General features: G+C 44.0%; 23 protein-coding genes. 14 read left to right on the top strand and 9 right to left on the bottom strand.

The annotated features are described in order from the left end of the window. Positions 1–9 precede the first annotated feature (9 nt). On the bottom strand, positions 10–882 hold the full coding sequence (gene liaG / locus CEF20_RS12305; RefSeq protein WP_100332223.1) for a LiaG family protein: 873 nt from the start codon (positions 880–882) through the stop codon (positions 10–12). A 168-nt stretch (positions 883–1050) separates the two neighbouring features. Here liaG and CEF20_RS12300 point away from each other — a divergent pair, with 168 nt between their 5' ends. The 6 genes from CEF20_RS12300 to CEF20_RS12275 all read left to right on the top strand — a co-directional run bounded on the left by CEF20_RS12300 (position 1051) and on the right by CEF20_RS12275 (position 6346). Beyond that, on the top strand, positions 1051–1746 hold the full coding sequence (locus tag CEF20_RS12300; protein ID WP_100332222.1) for a response regulator transcription factor: 696 nt from the start codon (positions 1051–1053) through the stop codon (positions 1744–1746). Next, positions 1747–2688, top strand: a complete 942-nt coding sequence (locus CEF20_RS12295) for a sensor histidine kinase (protein WP_100332221.1) — start codon at positions 1747–1749, stop codon at positions 2686–2688. A 147-nt stretch (positions 2689–2835) separates the two neighbouring features. Next, on the top strand, positions 2836–3759 hold the full coding sequence (locus tag CEF20_RS12290; RefSeq protein ID WP_100332220.1) for an ABC transporter ATP-binding protein: 924 nt from the start codon (positions 2836–2838) through the stop codon (positions 3757–3759). Positions 3760–3855: 96 nt separating this feature from the next. Beyond that, a complete protein-coding gene (locus tag CEF20_RS12285; RefSeq protein ID WP_100332219.1) occupies positions 3856–4545 on the top strand; it encodes an ABC transporter permease in 690 nt (229 codons plus the stop codon). A gap of 65 nt (positions 4546–4610) precedes the next feature. Continuing rightward, a complete protein-coding gene (locus CEF20_RS12280) occupies positions 4611–5528 on the top strand; it encodes a helix-turn-helix transcriptional regulator (RefSeq protein ID WP_100332218.1) in 918 nt (305 codons plus the stop codon). Positions 5529–5617: 89 nt separating this feature from the next. After that, complete coding sequence (locus tag CEF20_RS12275) at positions 5618–6346, top strand: effector binding domain-containing protein (protein ID WP_100332217.1); 729 nt, start codon at positions 5618–5620, stop codon at positions 6344–6346. Positions 6347–6429: 83 nt separating this feature from the next. Here the strand turns inward: CEF20_RS12275 and CEF20_RS12270 are convergent, their stop codons facing one another. Next, positions 6430–7254 (bottom strand): methyl-accepting chemotaxis protein, encoded by an 825-nt coding sequence (locus CEF20_RS12270; protein ID WP_100332216.1) that lies wholly within the window; start codon positions 7252–7254, stop codon positions 6430–6432. A gap of 293 nt (positions 7255–7547) precedes the next feature. Here CEF20_RS12270 and CEF20_RS12265 point away from each other — a divergent pair, with 293 nt between their 5' ends. The 6 genes from CEF20_RS12265 to CEF20_RS12240 all read left to right on the top strand — a co-directional run bounded on the left by CEF20_RS12265 (position 7548) and on the right by CEF20_RS12240 (position 11210). Further along, the gene (locus tag CEF20_RS12265; protein ID WP_100332857.1) at positions 7548–7793 is read left to right on the top strand and encodes a cytoplasmic protein; all 246 of its coding nucleotides are present in this window, start codon (positions 7548–7550) and stop codon (positions 7791–7793) included. A gap of 169 nt (positions 7794–7962) precedes the next feature. After that, complete coding sequence (locus CEF20_RS12260; protein WP_100332215.1) at positions 7963–9000, top strand: flavin-containing monooxygenase; 1038 nt, start codon at positions 7963–7965, stop codon at positions 8998–9000. 227 nt (positions 9001–9227) lie between these two features. Then, positions 9228–10145, top strand: coding sequence for a cation diffusion facilitator family transporter (locus CEF20_RS12255; RefSeq protein WP_100332214.1), 918 nt, complete (start codon positions 9228–9230; stop codon positions 10143–10145). Between the two features lie 230 nt (positions 10146–10375). Then, positions 10376–10684 (top strand): ABC-2 transporter permease, encoded by a 309-nt coding sequence (locus CEF20_RS16890; RefSeq protein ID WP_198508525.1) that lies wholly within the window; start codon positions 10376–10378, stop codon positions 10682–10684. Positions 10685–10840: 156 nt separating this feature from the next. Continuing rightward, a complete protein-coding gene (locus CEF20_RS12245) occupies positions 10841–10978 on the top strand; it encodes an acid-soluble spore protein N (RefSeq protein ID WP_100332212.1) in 138 nt (45 codons plus the stop codon). A 22-nt stretch (positions 10979–11000) separates the two neighbouring features. After that, entirely contained in the window at positions 11001–11210 is a 210-nt protein-coding gene (locus CEF20_RS12240) for a hypothetical protein (RefSeq protein WP_100332211.1), read from the top strand. 274 nt (positions 11211–11484) lie between these two features. Here the strand turns inward: CEF20_RS12240 and CEF20_RS12235 are convergent, their stop codons facing one another. The 5 genes from CEF20_RS12235 to CEF20_RS12215 all read right to left on the bottom strand — a co-directional run bounded on the left by CEF20_RS12235 (position 11485) and on the right by CEF20_RS12215 (position 13041). Continuing rightward, positions 11485–11889 (bottom strand): con-10 family general stress protein, encoded by a 405-nt coding sequence (locus CEF20_RS12235; RefSeq protein ID WP_100332210.1) that lies wholly within the window; start codon positions 11887–11889, stop codon positions 11485–11487. Positions 11890–11948: 59 nt separating this feature from the next. Further along, entirely contained in the window at positions 11949–12158 is a 210-nt protein-coding gene (locus tag CEF20_RS12230) for a KGG domain-containing protein (RefSeq protein ID WP_100332209.1), read from the bottom strand. Positions 12159–12386: 228 nt separating this feature from the next. Beyond that, positions 12387–12527, bottom strand: coding sequence for a YvrJ family protein (locus CEF20_RS12225; protein WP_100332208.1), 141 nt, complete (start codon positions 12525–12527; stop codon positions 12387–12389). 64 nt (positions 12528–12591) lie between these two features. After that, on the bottom strand, positions 12592–12810 hold the full coding sequence (locus tag CEF20_RS12220; RefSeq protein ID WP_100332207.1) for a DUF2922 domain-containing protein: 219 nt from the start codon (positions 12808–12810) through the stop codon (positions 12592–12594). 12 nt (positions 12811–12822) lie between these two features. After that, a complete protein-coding gene (locus CEF20_RS12215; RefSeq protein ID WP_100332206.1) occupies positions 12823–13041 on the bottom strand; it encodes a DUF1659 domain-containing protein in 219 nt (72 codons plus the stop codon). 178 nt (positions 13042–13219) lie between these two features. Between CEF20_RS12215 and CEF20_RS12210 the strand changes: the two genes are divergently transcribed. Beyond that, positions 13220–14353, top strand: coding sequence for a polysaccharide deacetylase family protein (locus CEF20_RS12210; RefSeq protein ID WP_100332205.1), 1134 nt, complete (start codon positions 13220–13222; stop codon positions 14351–14353). Positions 14354–14369: 16 nt separating this feature from the next. Here the strand turns inward: CEF20_RS12210 and CEF20_RS16885 are convergent, their stop codons facing one another. Next, the gene (locus CEF20_RS16885) at positions 14370–14531 is read right to left on the bottom strand and encodes a hypothetical protein (RefSeq protein WP_198508524.1); all 162 of its coding nucleotides are present in this window, start codon (positions 14529–14531) and stop codon (positions 14370–14372) included. Here CEF20_RS16885 and CEF20_RS12205 point away from each other — a divergent pair. Further along, positions 14520–16409, top strand: coding sequence for an IS1182 family transposase (locus CEF20_RS12205; RefSeq protein WP_232713512.1), 1890 nt, complete (start codon positions 14520–14522; stop codon positions 16407–16409). The two genes, CEF20_RS16885 and CEF20_RS12205, sit on opposite strands and share 12 nt — an antisense overlap. A gap of 914 nt (positions 16410–17323) precedes the next feature. Here the strand turns inward: CEF20_RS12205 and CEF20_RS12200 are convergent. Continuing rightward, positions 17324–18994, bottom strand: a complete 1671-nt coding sequence (locus CEF20_RS12200) for an L-lactate permease (protein ID WP_100332204.1) — start codon at positions 18992–18994, stop codon at positions 17324–17326. Between the last annotated feature and the right edge of the window lie 130 nt (positions 18995–19124).

Raw genomic sequence — 19124 nt, 5'->3', positions numbered from 1 at the left:
GCTCATTTTTCAATGAATTTTCACATCTCCGCTTGCTAAGGAGACGTTGATTTGATAGGTGCCGGAGCCATGTGTGCCGGAAATTGTGCCGCTTTTCGATGTTTGATTTTTGAGAGGGAAATCACAAGTGATATCTCCGCTGACTGTATCACCTTTAAGCATAAAATCCGCATGATCCGGCAAATCAAGCTGAGCATTTCCGGAGTTTAAGTCCAGATTTATATCCCCCGCTAATTGATCCATCGCGACTTTCATGTGCCCCGAAGCTAAATCACCGTTGAGAGGACCGGCGTATCGGACGAGTCTCACATCCCCCGAATCGAGATCAAATCTGCCTTCTTTTGTCGTGAATGAATCAATGGTTAATTGACCTGAAGAGCCCTCATATTTGAATGCCGACGTCTCCAGATTTTGCAGCTTCACGTCTCCGGAGCTCATTTCTAAGCTCATCGTATCCAGCTTCATCGGCCGAGAAGGGGAATCTCCTGCGAATTGCAAGTGACCAGAGCCGACGCTGAGCTCAAGATCATGCTGATAATCCTTTGGAATGTAAATGGTTAAGGATGATTTTGGTGAGTTAAAAAAGGATATCCACTGATACCATCTTTGCTTCACTTCTACTTCAATTGTGCTGCCGTCTTCCTTCACAGAAAGCTTGTTCTTGCCTTTATAAACAGCTTTCACATCATGGCGGTCCTGCGGAATAATGGTCGTGTTTCCGCTGGTGATCTCCAGATCCATGCGGTCAATTCCGGATGTCACCTCAATGCTGTCTTCTTGGGCGGTTATCTTGTTTCCAAACAGTGAAGTGTAATCTTTCAAGGTGAGAAGAGCGATACCTAATAATGCCATTGTGACAATCGTTATCGCTATTTTTTTCATGATCTTCCTCCAGTCTTAATTTGAACTTCCAATCATTGATTTTATCTTATATAATTTTCCATAAGGAAACAATGAACGAGGGGTTTATTTTTAACTACAACCTGAGACGTAGAACCGTTTCATTGCATGGTTGCAAAGCTATTGTATGAGAGGCAGGAGAGAAGCAGAATGCCGGGGACGATTTTGTTAATAGAAGATGATCAGTCGATTCAAGAAATGGTGGCGAGCTATTTACATAAAGAAGGTTTCATGGTGGAGACCGCCTCGGATGGAGAGGAAGGAATAGCGAAATTCAGACAGGAGGCTTATGATTTCATCATTTTAGATATCATGCTGCCCAAGCTGGACGGGTTAGAAGTGATGAAATCAATACGCCAAAAAAGCGCAGTGCCTATTTTAATGATGTCGGCGAAGGATACGGATGTCGATAAAGCGATTGGATTAGGCTTGGGAGCCGATGATTATATAGGCAAACCGTTTTCCATGATTGAGCTGTCGGCGAGGGTAAAAGCAGGCATTCGTCGTTCAACCCAGTATGCCGCTCCTCAGCGGGAAGAAGAGGATATCGTTCAGATCGGGGATTTAAAAATAGATTTTACCAACTTTACCGTTTGGAAGAAGGGAAACGCTATTAAACTTACCTCAAAAGAGTTTGAAATTTTGCGATTGTTTGTCAAAAACCGCCATCGCGTGTTTACCAAAGCACAAATTTATCAATTGGTTTGGAATGAGGACTATCACGGAGTGGATAATGTCATTAATGTTCATATGAGAAGGCTGCGTGAGAAGATAGAAGATAACCCATCTTGTCCTGTCTATATTAAGACGCTATGGGGAATCGGTTATAAGTGGGAAGTGCTGTAGATGGAAGCATTCTTGACGGTGATGGCGGCGGTGTTACTGGGATTGAATGTCCTTCAATATTCCAGACGAAGAAAGCAGAACCGTGATTTGTGTTATATGTATGAAAAGCTGCAAGCTATTGTTGCAGAGAAGACAGGCGAAAAGCTGCTGCTGGCCACCGATCATCAAGAACTGCAAAAGCTGTTAGTAGAGATTAATCATTTATTGGAAGCGATCCAGCTTAGCAATGCCGAACACGCGAAGGTGGAGATGTCCATGCGGCGGATGCTTGCCAATATTTCACATGATTTAAATACGCCATTGACGGTGATCCTTGGCTACGCGGAAATCCTGCAAACCGATCACTCGCTGAGCGAAGCCGAGCGGCAAGCCTTAGTGCAAAATGTGCGGCTGAAAACAAATGAAGTGATGGAGCTTATCCGTAAATTTTTTGATTTGGCAAAATTGGAATCAGGCGATAAAGAAATTGAATTTGCCAGAATCAATGTAAATGAAATTTGCCGGAAAACCATTTTGTCTTTCTATGATTTGCTGACGGCGAAAGGTTTTTCCGTCCACATTGATATTTCTGAGGATCAGCTGTATGCCTGGGGAAATGAAGAAGTGTTAAGCAGGATTTTACATAACTTACTCTCCAATGCGATCGCCTATGGAGGAGAAGGAAAAACAGTAGGCATTGCTGTAAGAAACTCTGAAAATTTTTTGTATATTGACATATGGGACAAAGGGAAAGGGATTTCCGAGTCGCATATCGATAAAGTATTTGAACGGATGTATACGCTGGAAGACTCAAGAAACCGCAGCTATCAAGGAAGCGGTCTGGGCTTAACAATCACCAAGCGGCTTGTTGAAGTGCTGGGGGGAGAAATTCACCTCTCCAGCAAGCCCTATGAGAAAACGATGTTTACCGTCGCATTAAAAAAATGGGGTATTGGCTTGTAGAATGGCTATTCTGCAAGCTTTTTTTCTCGCTTCTGTCCCCGTCGCCCTGCGCTTTTCTGTGAGCGTAAGAAATTTGTAAGGATTGATTAAGAAAAAAGATAACTTCATTTCGTACAATGGATGCAGGAAGAGAAGGGAGAACATTGCATGTCTTATATACTTAAAACGAATCAATTGACAAAAGTGTTTGATGGGAAAGAGGCTGTTTCTTCGGTTAATATGCATGTGAAACAAGGAGAGATTTACGGGTTTTTAGGGCCGAATGGCGCTGGAAAAACAACATTAATGAAGATGGTGACGAACTTAATTAAACCAACTAGTGGAGAGATTGAAATTTTCGGAGAAAGGTTAACAAACACTTCCTATCAAGTATTCAAGCGGATAGGAATGATTATTGAATATCCGATTTTCTATGAGAAGCTTACAGCTAAGGAGAACCTGAGCTTGCACTGTGAGTACATGGGCTACTACGACAAAAGGGCTATTGACCGCGCATTGGATATGGTTCATTTACACAATGTCGATAACAAGAAAGTAAAAGACTTTTCCCTTGGGATGAAGCAGCGATTAGGAATTGCTAGAGCGATTACGACAAAGCCGGAGCTATTAATTTTAGATGAACCGATCAACGGTCTAGACCCAATCGGAATTAAAGAGATGCGGGAATTATTTAAAATGCTGTGTAAGGAATATGGCTTGACGCTATTAGTGTCCAGCCACATTTTAGCGGAGATGGAGCAGATGGCTGATACAATTGGGGTCATTCAAAACGGTAAGCTCATCAGGGAAGTATCGATGCAGAGTATTAGCGGCGAACAAACAGAATATATGGAAGTGACCGTTCAAGATGTCAAGAAAGCTGTTTATATTTTAGACAATCAATTGCGACTGAAAAATTATAAAATCATGAATGACAAAATGATTCGCATTTATGAAACAACAGCCACGCTGCAAGAAATTTCAAAAGTCCTGATTTTGAACGGGATTGAGATTGAAAGTATCAATAAAAAGCATAGTTCACTGGAAGAGTATTTTTTGAATGTAATGAATGAAGAAGGAACAGCCAAGTAAATCACCACTCTAGTTTCATGAAGGCAGTGAGGGATGTGTGCAGATGATTTCGCAGTGGGGATGAGCTTCAATGAAAAAATAAGGAGAGTGGTTAGAATGCTGCAACTAATAAGGCTGGAGTTGAAGAAATTTTCGCTTGGCTGGTATATCAGAGGGGCGCTAATCAGCAATTTAGCAATAGCGATTCTCACTTACTTCGTAATATATATCGAAAACAAGGAAGGAGATCTTATGTTTACCATGTATGAAGATGTCTTTGACATGATCGGTGGAATGGTAAGAGCAACGTTTATTGTATTTGCCGCTGTGCTGATTGCGAAAATGGTGATCGAAGAGTATCGGAATAAAACGATTTTGATTATGTTCTCTTATCCTGTTAACCGAAAGAAAATAATCGCCAGTAAACTAATTATCATCGCCATGCTGACGTTTATGACGATTCTATTATCTAATATGATTGTGGCAGGATCATTTTTTATTATCAATGCTTACTTTTCAATTGTTCCTTTTTCTGTTACTCCCCATCAGTTTTGGGAAGAGACGATCAAAATAATTTTCTTTGCCGCTGCTGCTGCCGGATCAAGCTTAATTGCATTGTACTTTGGCATGCGTAAATATTCGGTTCCGGCGACAATCGGTTCATCCTTGCTTATTGTTGTGATTGCTTACTCATCTAATCCAACCTTCTCCATGGTAACATTCATTCCGCTTCAATTAGGATTGGCCGCTATTGGAGTGCTGATTGCCTATTCAGCTATTCGAAACGTGGAAAGAGAAGATCTTTAGTGCCGTGCTCAGTAAGTTGAAAAAGCATAACAAACGCTTTAATGCAAGGCGGGAAGGAGGTTATCATGAAGGTAGACCGTTTATTAACGATGACGATGATCTTGCTGAATCGCAAGAACGTGAAAGCTCAAGAGCTGGCGGAGCTATTGAACGTATCCATTCGCACGGTGTATCGGGATGTTGAGACGCTTAGCCGGGCCGGCATCCCTGTTTTTAGTCAGCAAGGAGCCAATGGAGGCATTCGTCTTATCGATGGTTACCGGATGGATAAGCAAGTGTTAACAAAGGAGGAGCTTGCTTCTCTTTCTATTGCGCTTAACAGTGTGCTGACTTCTTATGAAGACCGGCATGCGGAGGCGGTGCTGGAGAAGCTGATAGGCGTGGCAGATGAAGCTGTCAAGAAGTCAGCCAATCAAGTGATGGTTGACTGGAGCTCATGGGGGAATGATGGAGTACAAAAAGAAAAGATGACGATCTGTAAACAGGCTATTGAAACGCAGCGCTGTTTGCGTTTCTCTTATTCAAGCAGCAGCGGTCATTTAACGAATCGGGTAATTGATCCGCATACACTTGTCTATAAGGAAAGGCGCTGGTATGTGTACGGCTTTTGCCGATTGAGAAACAAATTTCGAATATTTAAGCTTTCAAGAATGAAGGAATTGCAAACAGGGCTGGAGTCCTTTCAGCGCAAGCCGCTTAAATTAGCGGAACTCCCTTGGAAGAAAGAATGGAATCAGCCGGAAAACTTAGTCAAGCTCATCTTGGCATATGAACGGAATGTTTATCCGATGATGGCAGACGTCTTCGGGGAGGAACAGATTGATGCCAGTCAGTGCCTAATTCGCGTTTCTCTTCCTGAAAATGAATGGCTGTACGGCTTCCTGCTCAGCTTTGGACCTCGGCTCCAAGTTATAGAACCTCCCCATATCGTGGAGGTAATCAAGCAGCGTGCGGCAGAGATCGTCCGTCAGTATGAAAAATAGGATGAGCTTTTTTTTGTAAATATGACAGGCTGTTGTCAGGTTTGTCTTGATATAGTGAAGGCGAATAACAGAAAGGTGGAGATTGGAAAATGCAAACTTATTGTCAAAGCTGCGGAATGCCTCTCACTGATCAAGCCAAGCTGGGCACTGAAAAAAACGGTCAGTCTAGTCAAGATTATTGTTTTCATTGTTATCATGAGGGGGAGTATCGACAGCCGGATATCAGCATGGAAGAAATGGCGGCAGTTTGTGTGCCGCATTTTCAGAAGGAGGGCATGGAAGAGGCTGAAGCCCGTCAGCTGTTCCTCTCCTTGCTGCCCACTTTAAAGCGGTGGCAAAAACGGACAATCAAGGAGCCTGCTCTGGTAAAGAGAGGAGCTTTTCAAATAGCGGGCGTCACGGCTCGTACATGCAATGCAGATGAGATGACTTCACAGGGGAAGATTCCATTATTATGGACCAGGTTTCATGAGCAGGCAGCGCCGCTCTTGAAAACGGGAGTTACATACGGCTGCTACTCCAATTATGAGGATGGCATAAACGGCGAGTATACAATTACGGTCGGAGTGGAAGCGTCCTCTAATGATCAGCTTCCGGCAGGTCTCGAGCTTCAATCGATTCCCTCTGCAAAATATCTCGTGTTTACGTCTGTAAAAGGTCCGATCACAGCGGTCGTTCTGCAAGCATGGCAAACCATCTGGTCTTGGTTTCCCCATTCGGAATGGGAAAGAACGTATACGGGCGATTTTGAAGTATATGATGAAAGATGCGCGGATCCCGAGCATGCGGAAGTGGATATTTATATTGCGGTTCGATGAAAGAGTGATTTTTGCAAAAGGAAGATAAGAAAAACGGCTGCCATCAAAAGGATTGTTTGAGGCAGCCGTTTTTCTTCTATTCATTATCGCAAAACTTTTTTCATAAATGCTTTCATTTCAATGCTTAATTGGTTTAGCTGATCAATGATTTCACTGAAATCTTGTACGAGAGTGGCTTGTTCATTAGAAGCACTTTTGATTTGGAACATGCTTTCTTTTAAATTCTCCAAATTTTCTTTGACGCTTGCAAGAGAACTTTCAATTTGCTCCGTCGCTTTAGAGGTTTCCAGCGATAGCTTTCGCACTTCACCGGCAACAATATTAAAACCTGCTCCATGCTCTCCGGCACGTGCAGCTTCAATGGACGCATTTAAACCAAGCAAGTTCGTCTGCCGGGAAATGTCTTTAATTAGTTCCGTTATTACATTTGTTTTCTCCGAATCCTGCAGAGCATGGCCTGTCTGTTCGTTGATCTCATCACTTGTCGCCGCTAATTCTTCTGAATGAGAAGCGATTGTATGCACCTTATCCTGTAGACTAAAGGTAATGGAATTAATCGTTTCCATATACTCTTCCAGTTTTTCTTGATTATCTAATGGAAGACCAAAAGCCAAGGCGCCAACCACTTCTCGATTTTCGTAAATAGGAAAGGCAAAGGCACTAATGGCCACTCCGTATACTTCCTTCGGAATATAAATTTCCGTTTCTTTTCCTTGCAGGGCCCCTGTAATGTTCTGATCAGCTGTATTATATGTATCACCTGGATGGTTACCCGTATCGATTCGTTTGCCGGGCAAATAACTGATCATTGTTTTACTTTTTTTTTCTACGACAGTTACAATGGCTTCTTCTTTCAATGCTTTGTGAATATAAGGTGTTGCCTCTTTTAATGCTTGCAAAATGTTCATTTTGTTAACTCCTTTACCGATGGTATTAAAAGTATGACTTTTATTATAAAATTAATTTTTTTTGTTGAAGAAATTATATATATACATTTTGTGAATATTTTTCTTTCTCTGACGTTTAACAGCAAGCCAGATGACGTAATATGAACGCCCTTCAACTAAATGAAGAACTTCTTTGTGTAAAAGGCGAAAAAGAATTTGCATAATAGTGTAAAGGAATTGTTTTTTTTTATAGAATAGTTAGGGAAGGTGAAGAATTCAAGATCAACTGTCAGTAAGGAAGTGTAAAGGGAATGATGGAAAAGCGTTTAGAGAAAGCATATGAGTTTTCTTCTTATAACAGAAAAGAATTAGTGAAGGATGAGGTTTGCGGATGTTTTCATTGCTTAAAGATCTTTCATCCTTCAGAGATTGAGGACTGGTGGGACGAAGAAGAAACGGCGGTTTGTCCGCACTGCGGAATTGATTCGGTAATTGGAGAGCATGCCGGTGTTGCCATCACTAAAAAGTTGTTGAAGGAAATGAATGACCGGTATTTTTGAGGGCAAGTTGTGCTAGACAGGCTAATCCATCATGCGGCAACTGGTTTGTTTCAGAGGAGGAAAAAAGGACTGCTTCAAAGCGTCCTTTTTTTATTGACATTTTCAGAGAAGTTGTATAAATTAATATATGAACATATGCTCATATATTAATTAAATGGGAGGGATGATGATGCGTTGGGATGTAATAGTGATTGGAGCGGGGCAGGCGGGGCTTGCGATGGGATATTTTCTTCAGAAAGCAGGCAACTCATTTGTCATTTTGGACCGTTCTTTTGCAGTTGGAGATTCGTGGAGAGACAGATACGATTCGCTCACGTTATTTACTCCGCGTTCATACAGTTCGCTTCCTGGATTTAAAATGCCGGGTGATGAGAAGTTGTTTCCGCTTAAAGATGAAGTGGCGGCGTACTTGGCATCTTATGCGAAAAAATTTTCTTTACCTATTCAGCATCATACAGAAGTACTTAGAATGACCCAATCAAAGAAAGGCTTTCGCCTGCTGACAAATCAGGGAGAGTATATAGCCAGGCAAGTGGTTGTGGCAACGGGGGCTTTTCAGAAAGCGTTCCTGCCTCCCTTTTCTTCCTCCGTGGCTGAAAGTGCTGTCCAGCTTCATTCTTCTCACTATAAACATCCGAAGCAGCTACAGCCGGGACCGGCCGCTGTGATCGGCGGAGGAAATTCCGGTGCTCAGATTGCGGTTGAATTGGCGAAGGAACGAGAGGTGTATTTATCCGTGGGGCATAAGCTGTCCTATCTTCCCTTAAGCTTTGCAGGCAAAAGTATTTTCTGGTGGCTGAACCTGCTGGGACTTTATCGGGCTGATGTTCAGTCAAGGGTGGGCAGGTGGCTGAAGAAGCAGCCGGATCCCATTATGGGTTTTCAGTTGAAGCAGGCGATTAACAGTGAGAGAATTAAACTGAAGCCGAGAATGGTGAGTGTGGATCAGCACGATTTGATTTTTGCAGACGACAGCCGTGCGCAGGTTCCAAATATAATCTGGGCAACCGGCTTTCAAAGAGACGATCATTGGATACGTATTCCCGGAGTGTTGAATGATAAAGGAGCGCCGGTTCATCAGCGGGGAATAACTCCTATAGAAGGTTTATATTTTTTAGGATTGCCTTGGCAGCACAATCGAAGCTCCGCCTTGATTCAAGGGGTGGGAGAGGATGCGGAATATTTGTTGTCTTTTATTAAAAAGTGAACTTTAACTAAACAGCGGGGATTCCTTTCATCTCCCGCCGCTAGAATGAAGAACAAAGGCTGCCGCAGCAACGTTCTGCTGCAAAGCCTTTCTCCCTTGCATCGTGCAGCCCGAACGTTAGGGAACGTGATCTTTCCCTTGGACTTTTGCATCACCGCTTCATTCTTGAAGGGGAGCTTAAGGCAGCTCACATGCGGGATAAAAAGAAGAGATAAGGAGGAATAAGCATGGGGCATCATCACCATCACGGACATGATCATCATTTTGAAGAAGTGAGAGAGGGCAATAAAAAAGGCTTGATCATTGCTTTAGTGATCACCACGGGGATCATGCTGCTGGAGTTTTTCGGCGGCCTGATCACCAATAGTTTAGCGCTGCTGTCAGACAGCGGACATATGTTAAGCGATGCCAGTTCCTTGCTGCTAAGCTTGATTGCATTCTGGTTTGCTTCGCGCCCTGCTTCACCGAAAAAAACGTATGGCTATTATCGATTTGAAATTTTGGCTGCGCTATTTAACGGAGTGACCTTATTTGTGATTGCCGGGTTTATCATGAAAGAGGCCTATGATCGTTTTTGGGAACCGCCTACAGTGGCAAGCGGAACAATGATGATCATTGCCGGCATCGGCTTGGCTGCTAATCTGCTTAGCGCCTGGTCGCTCATGAGCAAAGGAGATGTGAAGGACAATGTCAATCTGCGAAGCGCCTATTTGCATGTGCTGGGAGATGCGCTCGGATCGGTAGGCGCCTTGGCAGCTGGCTTGCTGATGCTGCTGTTTGACTGGTATATTGCAGACCCGATTATTTCCGTTGTAGTTGCTTTACTCATTTTAAAAAGTGCCTGGGGGGTCGTGACGCATTCTGTTCATATTTTGATGGAGGGCACGCCTGTCACAGTGGATCAAGAAGCGGTGAAAAGAAGCTTGGAGGACATTGAAGGAGTTCTTAATGTTCATGATCTTCACATCTGGACCATCACCTCCGGATTGGACACTTTAACCTGCCATATCCTTGTGGATGACAAGGTGGACAGCCAAAAAATCTTGCAGCAGGCCATCGACATTATTCAGGATTCGTTCAAAATTGAGCATACAACCATTCAAATTGAAACCTCTGCAATTGAACACGGCAACATGCAAGTCTAGCGCAGCTGAACTGATTCAGGACAGGAAATTTATTTATTCAATCAAAAAACCGCCGAGAGGGATAACCTCATAGGCGGTTTTTTAGAGGAAAAGCAACAAAGAACCTGTAATAATGGAAAGCCGGCGAGATTCGCTGTCGCACTTGCTAAATAGCGTTGTCTCCAACGCGGGCAGCGAAACAGCGAAAGCCCATATACTGTTGAACAGCTTGCGCATCAGCCGCAAAAGCGTTGTCTTCTCAAAGTATGCAGGAGCAATTTTGTTCGGGCTGTTTGTTTGCGATGGGAAGCATGATGCTGATTCAAGCGGCGCTGAGCTTGGGGCTGGGATTATATGATCAGCCTTTGGCAAAATGGCATCGATTACTGCTGTCACTGCTTCTCATTCTATTTTTTGTGTTCATTTCCTTTCCTGCCCTTTATAAATTCGGTGAACGGTACACTGGAATCCTGCTGAGGTTCTTTCTGATCTTTTTCATTACATTGCGGCAAAGCACCCTGAAGGCTTTTAACGGAGAAATCACGGATATTCAAAGGTAGTTACGTGCGTACAGCCTGAATCAGCTGTTCCTAGCCGGGGGCTTGGTTATTGCGCTTTTATTTGGAACTTCCTGGATTGTCGCCATCAAAATATATGAATCAAAGGACATATAGTACCCAGACTTCCGGGCATATTAGTGGTAGGAGGTGATCAGCGTGGGAAATCCAAAGCGGAATCCGAAAGATTTTGCCCCAAATCAGCTCGGTACCCAGCAAAAAGCGGCCGGCGGCAATAAAGGGAAGAAAATGCAGGATACATCTGGAAAGCAGCCGGATGTAATTAATGGAACATGAGGCAAATAGGGAGGAAAAAGAAATGAACGACTCGAATAAACATCGCGAGAAAATAGCCAGGATGGAACAGATGCTGAGTCAAACACTGGAGCAGATAGAGCGGGCAGAAGCTTCTCTTAAGCACAGCGAAAGTGCAGCACAAATTGAAGAGATCAAAGAAAAAAACGGCCGCCGTTTAGAAAGTGCGGAAAACTTCCAAAGAGAAATGGCCGAAGAACGATCTTTTTTGTAGCCTCCCGTCCCACCGTTGATAAAAGCGGTGGGCTTTCCCTTAAACGGAAATGATTAACTGATTGGCTGTTTTGCGGATGAAAATGGAAAAACAGCAAAAGAGAGGCTGAGCAAAACCCAATTTATTGTGATTAAAGCTGAATAATGTATTGGAATAAAAACATAAAGAACAATAAAGCCGAACTATTACAAAACTCTAAATTAGAGTTTTAAATAATAGTTCGGCTTTTTTATTAGCTGAAGACCTCTTGTCCCAGCCTCAGGATAGGAGCCGGTTAGTTATTATCGCGGTTTTCGCTGCGGGCCCGGCCGCCTTTCTCACCAATTTCTTCGTAGAAATCTTCCCCGTGGCGTTCCGCGGTAGCGTTTCCGCCTTTTTCGCCGATTTCCTGGTAGAATTCTTTGCCGTGATTTTCGGCGGTAGTGTTTCCGCCTTTTTCACCGATCTCTTGATAGAAATCTCTGTCATGGTTTTCGGCAGTCGTTTCGCCGCCCTTTTGGCCGATTTCTTGGTAGAAATCTTTATCGTGGTTTTCAGCGGTAGCATTCCCGCCTTTTTCACCGATTTCTTGATAGAATTCCTTGTCGTGGTTGCGTGCTGTAGCATTTCCGCCTTTGCGTCCCGCCTCTTCCAGAGTCATTTTGCCGTCATTGCGATTCTTGCGATCATTGTTTGCCATTATATCCATCTCCTTTAATGTTTTATTGTTTTTATTGCAGTAAGAAAAGCAAGTGACTGTTATTGATCGTTACGTTGTCTGCTGCGGGCTTCTCCGCCCTTTTGGCCAATTTTTTCGTAGAATTCTCTATCGTGATTTTCCGCTGTGGCTTCTCCGCCTTTTTGACCGATTTCTTGGTAAAATTCTTTATCGTGATTGCGTGCTGTTGTTTCGCCGCCTTTTTGTCCTGCTTCTTCGACTGTCATCTTCTTGCGATCATTGTTTGCCATCTGTTTCCACTCCTTTGTGTGAATTTTGTGTTCGCTAATTGTTTATCCGCTGTACATTGATTAAAACACAAAACCCGTATAACAAGATAAAATAAAACTTTAGGCCTATTGATTTTTTTGGTGTAATGTAATTTTGAGAAAAAAAGAGCGCACCAGCATTGTGGCCCCTATAAGTTAGATTTTGATCTAACATTCGGACGGCAGCTCACATTGGCGCGCTTTTTTATATCAGGGATTTCGCATTTTTTCAGGCAGCGTTTGTATTGACTGGATAACACCGTCAAGCTTGGTTTCGATGCGATACAGTAAGTAGAATGTCACCGCAATAGGAAATCCGAGTTCCTGAATAAAGGGCAGAATGGATTCCACCGTCATTCCTCCTTGTCAGAAGCGAAAAAGCCGGCGGACCAGCTTTTTCGCTTCTGGATAGATTCTAATTTAAGCTAATATCTGTTACGGTGCGGTCGATCAGGCTAGCTCCTTTAATGGAGACTAACGCACCATTAGCGGAGTTAAAGGCTTGAGAATCGAGAATAGCTTCCATTGATTGCTTGACTATAGCAGGGTCAAGGGGCTCCTTCGGCTGATCGAGTGACAATGTGGACGTCTTTCCGGCTTCTGTCATGAATTGAAGCTGTAAGGTTTTTGTCAATGTTTATTCCTCCTATTCACTAATTTCGGATGCGTCATTGCGCATAATGGCGTTTAAGGGCTTGTCTGATAAAGCGGCTAGGGCTTGAGCCGCAGCTGCTAAATGATCCGCTGTGGCGGCTTCGTTGATGTTGGAGAATGTCTGGGATTTCAAAATCGGCTTTCCGCTGGCATCGGCACCGTGATCGAATACTAAGCGAAGCGTTGATTTTGTTAAGGTCGCTTGAGCCATTTGATCACCTCCTTTCACTTTCCATATAGAAGCAGAGGAAAGAAAAGGATACGCTGCAATAAAATATTACTAGTTGTAACTTTTTAGACTTTTTTGTAACACAATAGAAATATTTCGTGTATAATGAGGAAATGAATCAAATACATAATAGTTTAGTAGTTGCTAGAGGAAGGGATTTATGATGAAAACATTTTTTTCTGCTCTGTTGTTTAGTGTGCTGGTTTTCATGTTTGCAGGAACGGCGCATGGAGCTGGCCTAGAAAGGGGAGCATTTCTTGGGCTTTTTGATCAGCGGCTTTCCGCACTAAAAGGAGAAGTCTTTCAGGATTCTGCCGCACCAATGAGCCAGCTGAGCCGCTGTTTATATGTGAAACAGACCGTTAACCATGAGAACGGAACCTATTTGATGGAACAAAGCGGGGAGAAGCTGCCGTCTAACGAAGCGGTCAAAGCGGCGTACATAGACCGGCGGCAAATGGAGCCGGCGATAGTCTATAAGAAGAATAAGGACACGTATATCGGCATTCGCTGGGCAGCCAATCAACTCGTCTTTCAAACAGATTATCTGGGACAGAAGCAAATTGCCCGTTTTTATTCAGAGAGTGACATCAACATTTCAAATGAAACATTTCTGGAAGAAAATCAGCGGGAATTCAGCCGATTGAATCTCGGAGCGCAGGAGGAGCGGCCCATCGCGTACTTAACATTTGATGACGGTCCGAGCGTCTATTCATCCCGCATTTTAAAAACGCTGTCTGCTCATCGCGTGAAAGGAACCTTTTTTTATGTAGGACCGAATGTCCGGAATTTTGCCAAAGCGGCTAAAAAGACGGCAGCTGATGGGCATTACATCGGTTTGCACAGCGTAAGTCACAGCGTTAATCCGCTGTACAATTCACCGCAAAGCTTCCTAAATGAAATGATGAAAGCCAAAGAGATGGTCAAGGAAGTAACCGGCCGATCCACAGATTTAGTGCGAGCGCCGTTTGGAAGTGTTCCGTACTTGAAGCAGCCATATCGGGATGCGCTTGTAAGAAAAGGGTTTAAATTATGGGATTGGGATGTAGACAGTTTAGATTGGAAATACAGCTTGGGGACTAAAGCGCGTGTTCTTCAAAATATTCAGGATGGAGTGAAGAAGCAAAAGCAGCTTGGAGATAAGCATGTCGTGATTTTGATGCATGAAAAACAAGTGAGTGCTGAAATTCTGCCGGATGTTATAAGCTACTTAAAGAAGGAAGGTTTCGAACTTCGACCTTATCAGCCGGCGGCGCATATTACCCAAAACTTTTGGAAAGATGCTAGATTATAAGAGATATAAGCTTTTTTCAGCTGACAAAGGGGCTGTCCCAAAAGTCGGTGAAACCGACTTTTGAGGACGGCCCCTGTTTTTTTTCTATTTTTAAGCACAAAAAAATCGCTCTTTCTTGTAAAATGTAAGTAACCAAACCAACACATACAAAAGGAGCGATTTTTTTATGAGCAGCCAAAAGACTACTCCCACAAATTATAACACGGACCAGTTATCTTTACCACTAGAAACGGAAGAGGTGTCCACGCAAAAAAAGAACTTCCGTTCCAAACCTGTCTTTGTTTTCTATCAAACAGACCAGCTGATGCTTCCGATGGATCTCAGTGACTGGATTCCTGCACACCATGTCTCCCGTTTTATCCATGAGATGATTGAAAACATGCCCGATGAGCTGTTCATCAAGCCTTATAAAGGCGGCGGCCGAAGTGCCTATCACCCCAAAATGATGGTCAAAAGTCTTCTTTATGCGTACTCGCAAAAGGTCTATTCCTGCCGAGGAATCGCGAAGATGCTAGACGAAAACCTGCCGATGATTTGGCTCTCTGCCATGCAAAACCCAGATTTCCGTACGATTAACCGTTTCCGCAGCGGGCAGATGAAATCCATGATCGACACGCTGTTCGAGGAAATGATTCTCCTCTTGATTGAAAACCAATATATTTCCATGGGGAACTATTTTCTGGACGGCACAAAGATCGAGGCAAATGCCAATAAACACTCCTTCTCCTGGAAAAAAGCGACGATGAGATTTGAAGCGAAATTAAGAGAGAAGATCAAGGAGACCCTGCACCACATTCAAGAGATCGTGGAGGTAGATGAAGCTTCTATGATCGCGGAATGCCTGGAGGCGAAAAAAGTCAGCCCTGAACAAGTGGCGCAAGTGGAAACGGTTCTGGAAAAGAAAATGGAACAGATAGAGAAAGACGTGGCGCAAGAAGATAGGAAAGAACGCAAGGCTAAGCGCCAAAAGCGATCCTTTGTTCAAAAGCTGGCAAAATCCGTAAGCAGGGATTTTATTCCGCGCCTGGTGAAATATAAACCACAAATGGAGACATACGGCGACCGAAACAGCTTTTCCAAAACCGATACAGCTGCCACGTTTATGAGAATGAAAGAAGATCACATGAAAAACGGACAGCTAAAGCCTGGCTACAATGTGCAGAGGGCAACGGAAAACCAATTTGTTTTGTTCTATACCATTCACCAGCGCCCAACGGATACTCGCTGTTTCATTCCGCACATGGAGAAACTGAAAGGCTCTCGCCTGCCGTTTCCGAAAAAAGTGATCGCCGATGCCGGCTATGGAAGCGAAAGCAACTATGTATATGCGACGGAAGAAAAAATGGACTATTTGATTCCTTATAATACCTATCTGAAAGAACAAAAACGCAGGTATACAAAAGATCGTTTCCAGCCAAGGAACTGGACCTATATAGAAGAAGATGACGTATATATCTGTCCGAATGACCGCCGCATTCGCTTCAAACGTTATTCCACCCGTACGGATTCTTACGGGATGAAGAGAGATTTTAAAATTTATGAATGTGAGGTTTGTACAGACTGCCCGCTGAAAGCCCTATGCACAAAATCGAAAGGGAACCGGCAGATTCATTACAACCCCGTGTACGAAGAAATGAAAGCACAAGCCAAGAACAGCCTTTGGTCTGACGAGAACACACCGATTTATGCCCGGCGGAAAGTCGAGGTCGAAAGTGCGTTCGGTCATATCAAGGGCAATCGGGCGTTCCGCAGATTTTCCTTGCGGGGGATCGACAAGGTGCACACGGAATTTGGGGTTGTGGCGTTGGCCCACAACTTCCTGAAAATGGCGGGCCTAGCCCAAACATTTTCAGGAAACCCGCTTACAATGAAAGAACGCGGAGAGAAAAACGAGTTGTTTTTCTCTCCGCGTTCTTATTTTAGGGGCTTATGGGACAGCCCCTTTTTGGATGTCACATACTTTAAAGAGGGGAGACAGAGCGGGGGGAAACCACTCTGTCATTTCTTAAATGGTGAGACTAGACCAACAATGATAATGATTATCATTGTTGACTGATGTGACTATAATATCGAATCATCCTCTGGATGTCAACCACCCTCTTTTCAACATTCTTGGATTACTTCAACTGAAATCCGTTAAAAATAGAAAAAAAATTGCCTAATCATTCAAATGAAGCAGAGCTGAACATGATAAAAGAGTGATGGAAAGAACGAACAATGCCGCAGTTTTTTGCACACAAATCCTGTATTAAGAGAGGAAAATAAAAGGCGCTGCTGTTAGCCCCAGATCCTAGTCCTTAAAAAGGCATTCATCATTTCGCAAGCATGAAGAGGTGAAGGAGGCAGATTATTTACAAGCCATAACTCTTTAAACGAACAGACGAAACCAGACATAATAAGCCATGTATTTCCATGTTCCTCCACCCTCCAATTCCTCATGAAAGTGACCACCGCCCCCTATACAAAAGCTCAAAGAGTCAGGGGAAATAAAAAACCCGATTCGCTAAATAGAGAATCGGATTGTTCAGCTGCAGCGGCCAGACTCTTGGTCATAAGCCAGCCGAGTCTAGGCGGCCGCTTCCGCATTTCGTGATTGTTCAGCTTCGCCTCCTTGGGGCTCGAGGTCAGATGCCCGTCAGACTGCATGGCAAAAGAACGCCATTTCGTCTACCGTTCATCTGCTTGTCGCCCCAGGACAGTCGGCTCCGCATTTCGTTGTTGTCCAGCTGTAGGCGCTAGCGACTCGAGGTCACAAGCTCATCTGTCTTCAAGGTTCAAGAACAACCTTGCAATCAGCTGATCTTGTGCTGGTCGCCGCTGGACGAGCGCCTTTCGCATTTGGTTGTGTCCAGCTGCAGGGCCTAGCCCCTCGAGGTCACAAGTCAGCCCGCCCTGAAAGGCAAAGAACACCTTTCTATGCCGTTCCGTCTTGTGCTTGTCGGGGCTTTTCGAGGCCCTTTCGCATTTCGGTTATGGTACCATCCAGCTTAGGACGTTGGATTGGAGGAAGGTGATGATACCGACGATGATGACGAGTACAAAGCTGTGTTTGACTGTAAATCGAAATAGATCGGATTCTTTTCCGGCTAGTCCTACCGCTCCGCAGGCTACGGCAATGGATTGCGGAGAGATCATTTTTCCTGTTACCCCGCCTGAAGAGTTGGCGCCGACGGCAAGGAGCGGATCCATGCCGACAGATTCGGCGGTGACTTTTTGCAGGTTACCGAACAGCAAGTTTGCCGATGTGTCGGAGCCGGTGATGAATACGCCGAGCCAGCCGAGAAATGGTGAGAAGAACGGGAACCAAGATCCGGTTTTGGCGACTACAAGTCCAAGTGTGGTGGTCATACCGGAAGCATTTGTCACGTAAGCAAATGCAACCACGCTGGCGATTGTCACGATTGGGAATTTCAATTCATTCGTTGTCTCGGCCAATGTTTTGAACCATTCTTTCCAAGAAATTTTTACTATGAATTTACTAACTATGGCCGCTATTAAAATAGCTGTTCCGGCGGCGCCGAGAATTTCCAGTTTATAAATAGCGGGCAGTGCTTCCCCGCTGCCGTCGAAAATCTGATTGTGCAGAAACGGCACTTCCGGCGCAAATGTCAATTGTGATCCAACGTAGTTAATCGCTTTCAAAATGCTGTTTGTTCCTTCATAATGTCCGGTTAAAGCGGATTTTAAGACCGGAATTCCCCATACAGAAATAAAGGCTGTCAGTACGAGGAAAGGAGACCAAGCTTTAAAAATCGCTCCCGCTGAATGCTTAGCCACAGTGCCGGATTGTGCCTCTTGTTCTTCATGTTTAAAACGAAAAATTGTTTTCGGCTTCCAGAACTTCAAGAACACAGCTAAGGCAAATAATGAAACAAGTGCAGATAGAATATCCGGAAGCTCAGGACCAAGGAAGTTAGAGCTTAAATATTGTGTAATGGCAAAGGATAGACCGGATACTAAAATCGGCGGCAGCACTTCTAGGGCCCGCTTAAATCCCGCCATCATAACGACTAAATAAAAAGGAATAAAAGCAGATAAGAATGGCAATTGACGGCCGACCATTTTCGATACTTCCATGGCGGGAATGCCGGTTGGACCTTCCACTGCAATGATCGGGATTCCAACCGCTCCGAAGGCGACAGGAGCCGTATTGGCAATCAAGCAAAGTCCTGCAGCATAAAGCGGATTAAAGCCGAGTCCTACTAAAAGGGCGGCTGAAATGGCTACCGGTGCTCCAAATCCAGCTGCACCCTCTAGAAAAGCACCAAATGAAAAGGCAACGAGAAGGGCCTGCAGGCGGCGATCTTCTGTAATGGAAAGGACGGAGTCACGAATAATGTCAAAATGCCCGGTTTTAACGGTTAATTTGTAAAGAAAGACGGATGTAATAATGATCCATCCGATCGGGAGCAAGCCGTAGACAGCCCCTTGGCTGGCTGACAGCAAAGAAAGAGAGACCGGCATTTTGTAAGCGATTGCAGAAAGGACTAAAGAAATACCTAAAGTCCAGAGACCGGCTTTGTAGCCTTTCATGCGTTTAATAGCCAGTGCCCAAAAGAAAAATAGAATGGGAATGAGAGCAATGAGCGCAGAAAGCCCTAAGTTGTCCGCTATGGGAGTAAATTGTTGTTGATACTGCATGAAAAATTCCCCCTAACAATGTGAAGTAGCTGAAGGTCATGTCAAATGGTCGGTATATCATCTGATGACCTTGTGAAGTGATCACCCTGTTGCATAACAATTATATGTGCTTTTCAATTAAAAGACAATA

It is taken from the genome of Bacillus xiapuensis, assembly GCF_002797355.1.
In the GTDB taxonomy this organism is placed as follows: Bacteria; Bacillota; Bacilli; order Bacillales; family Domibacillaceae; genus Bacillus_CE; species Bacillus_CE xiapuensis.
Note: the sequence above shows the minus strand (reverse complement) of the source record. Positions and strands in the feature narration are given on the sequence as shown.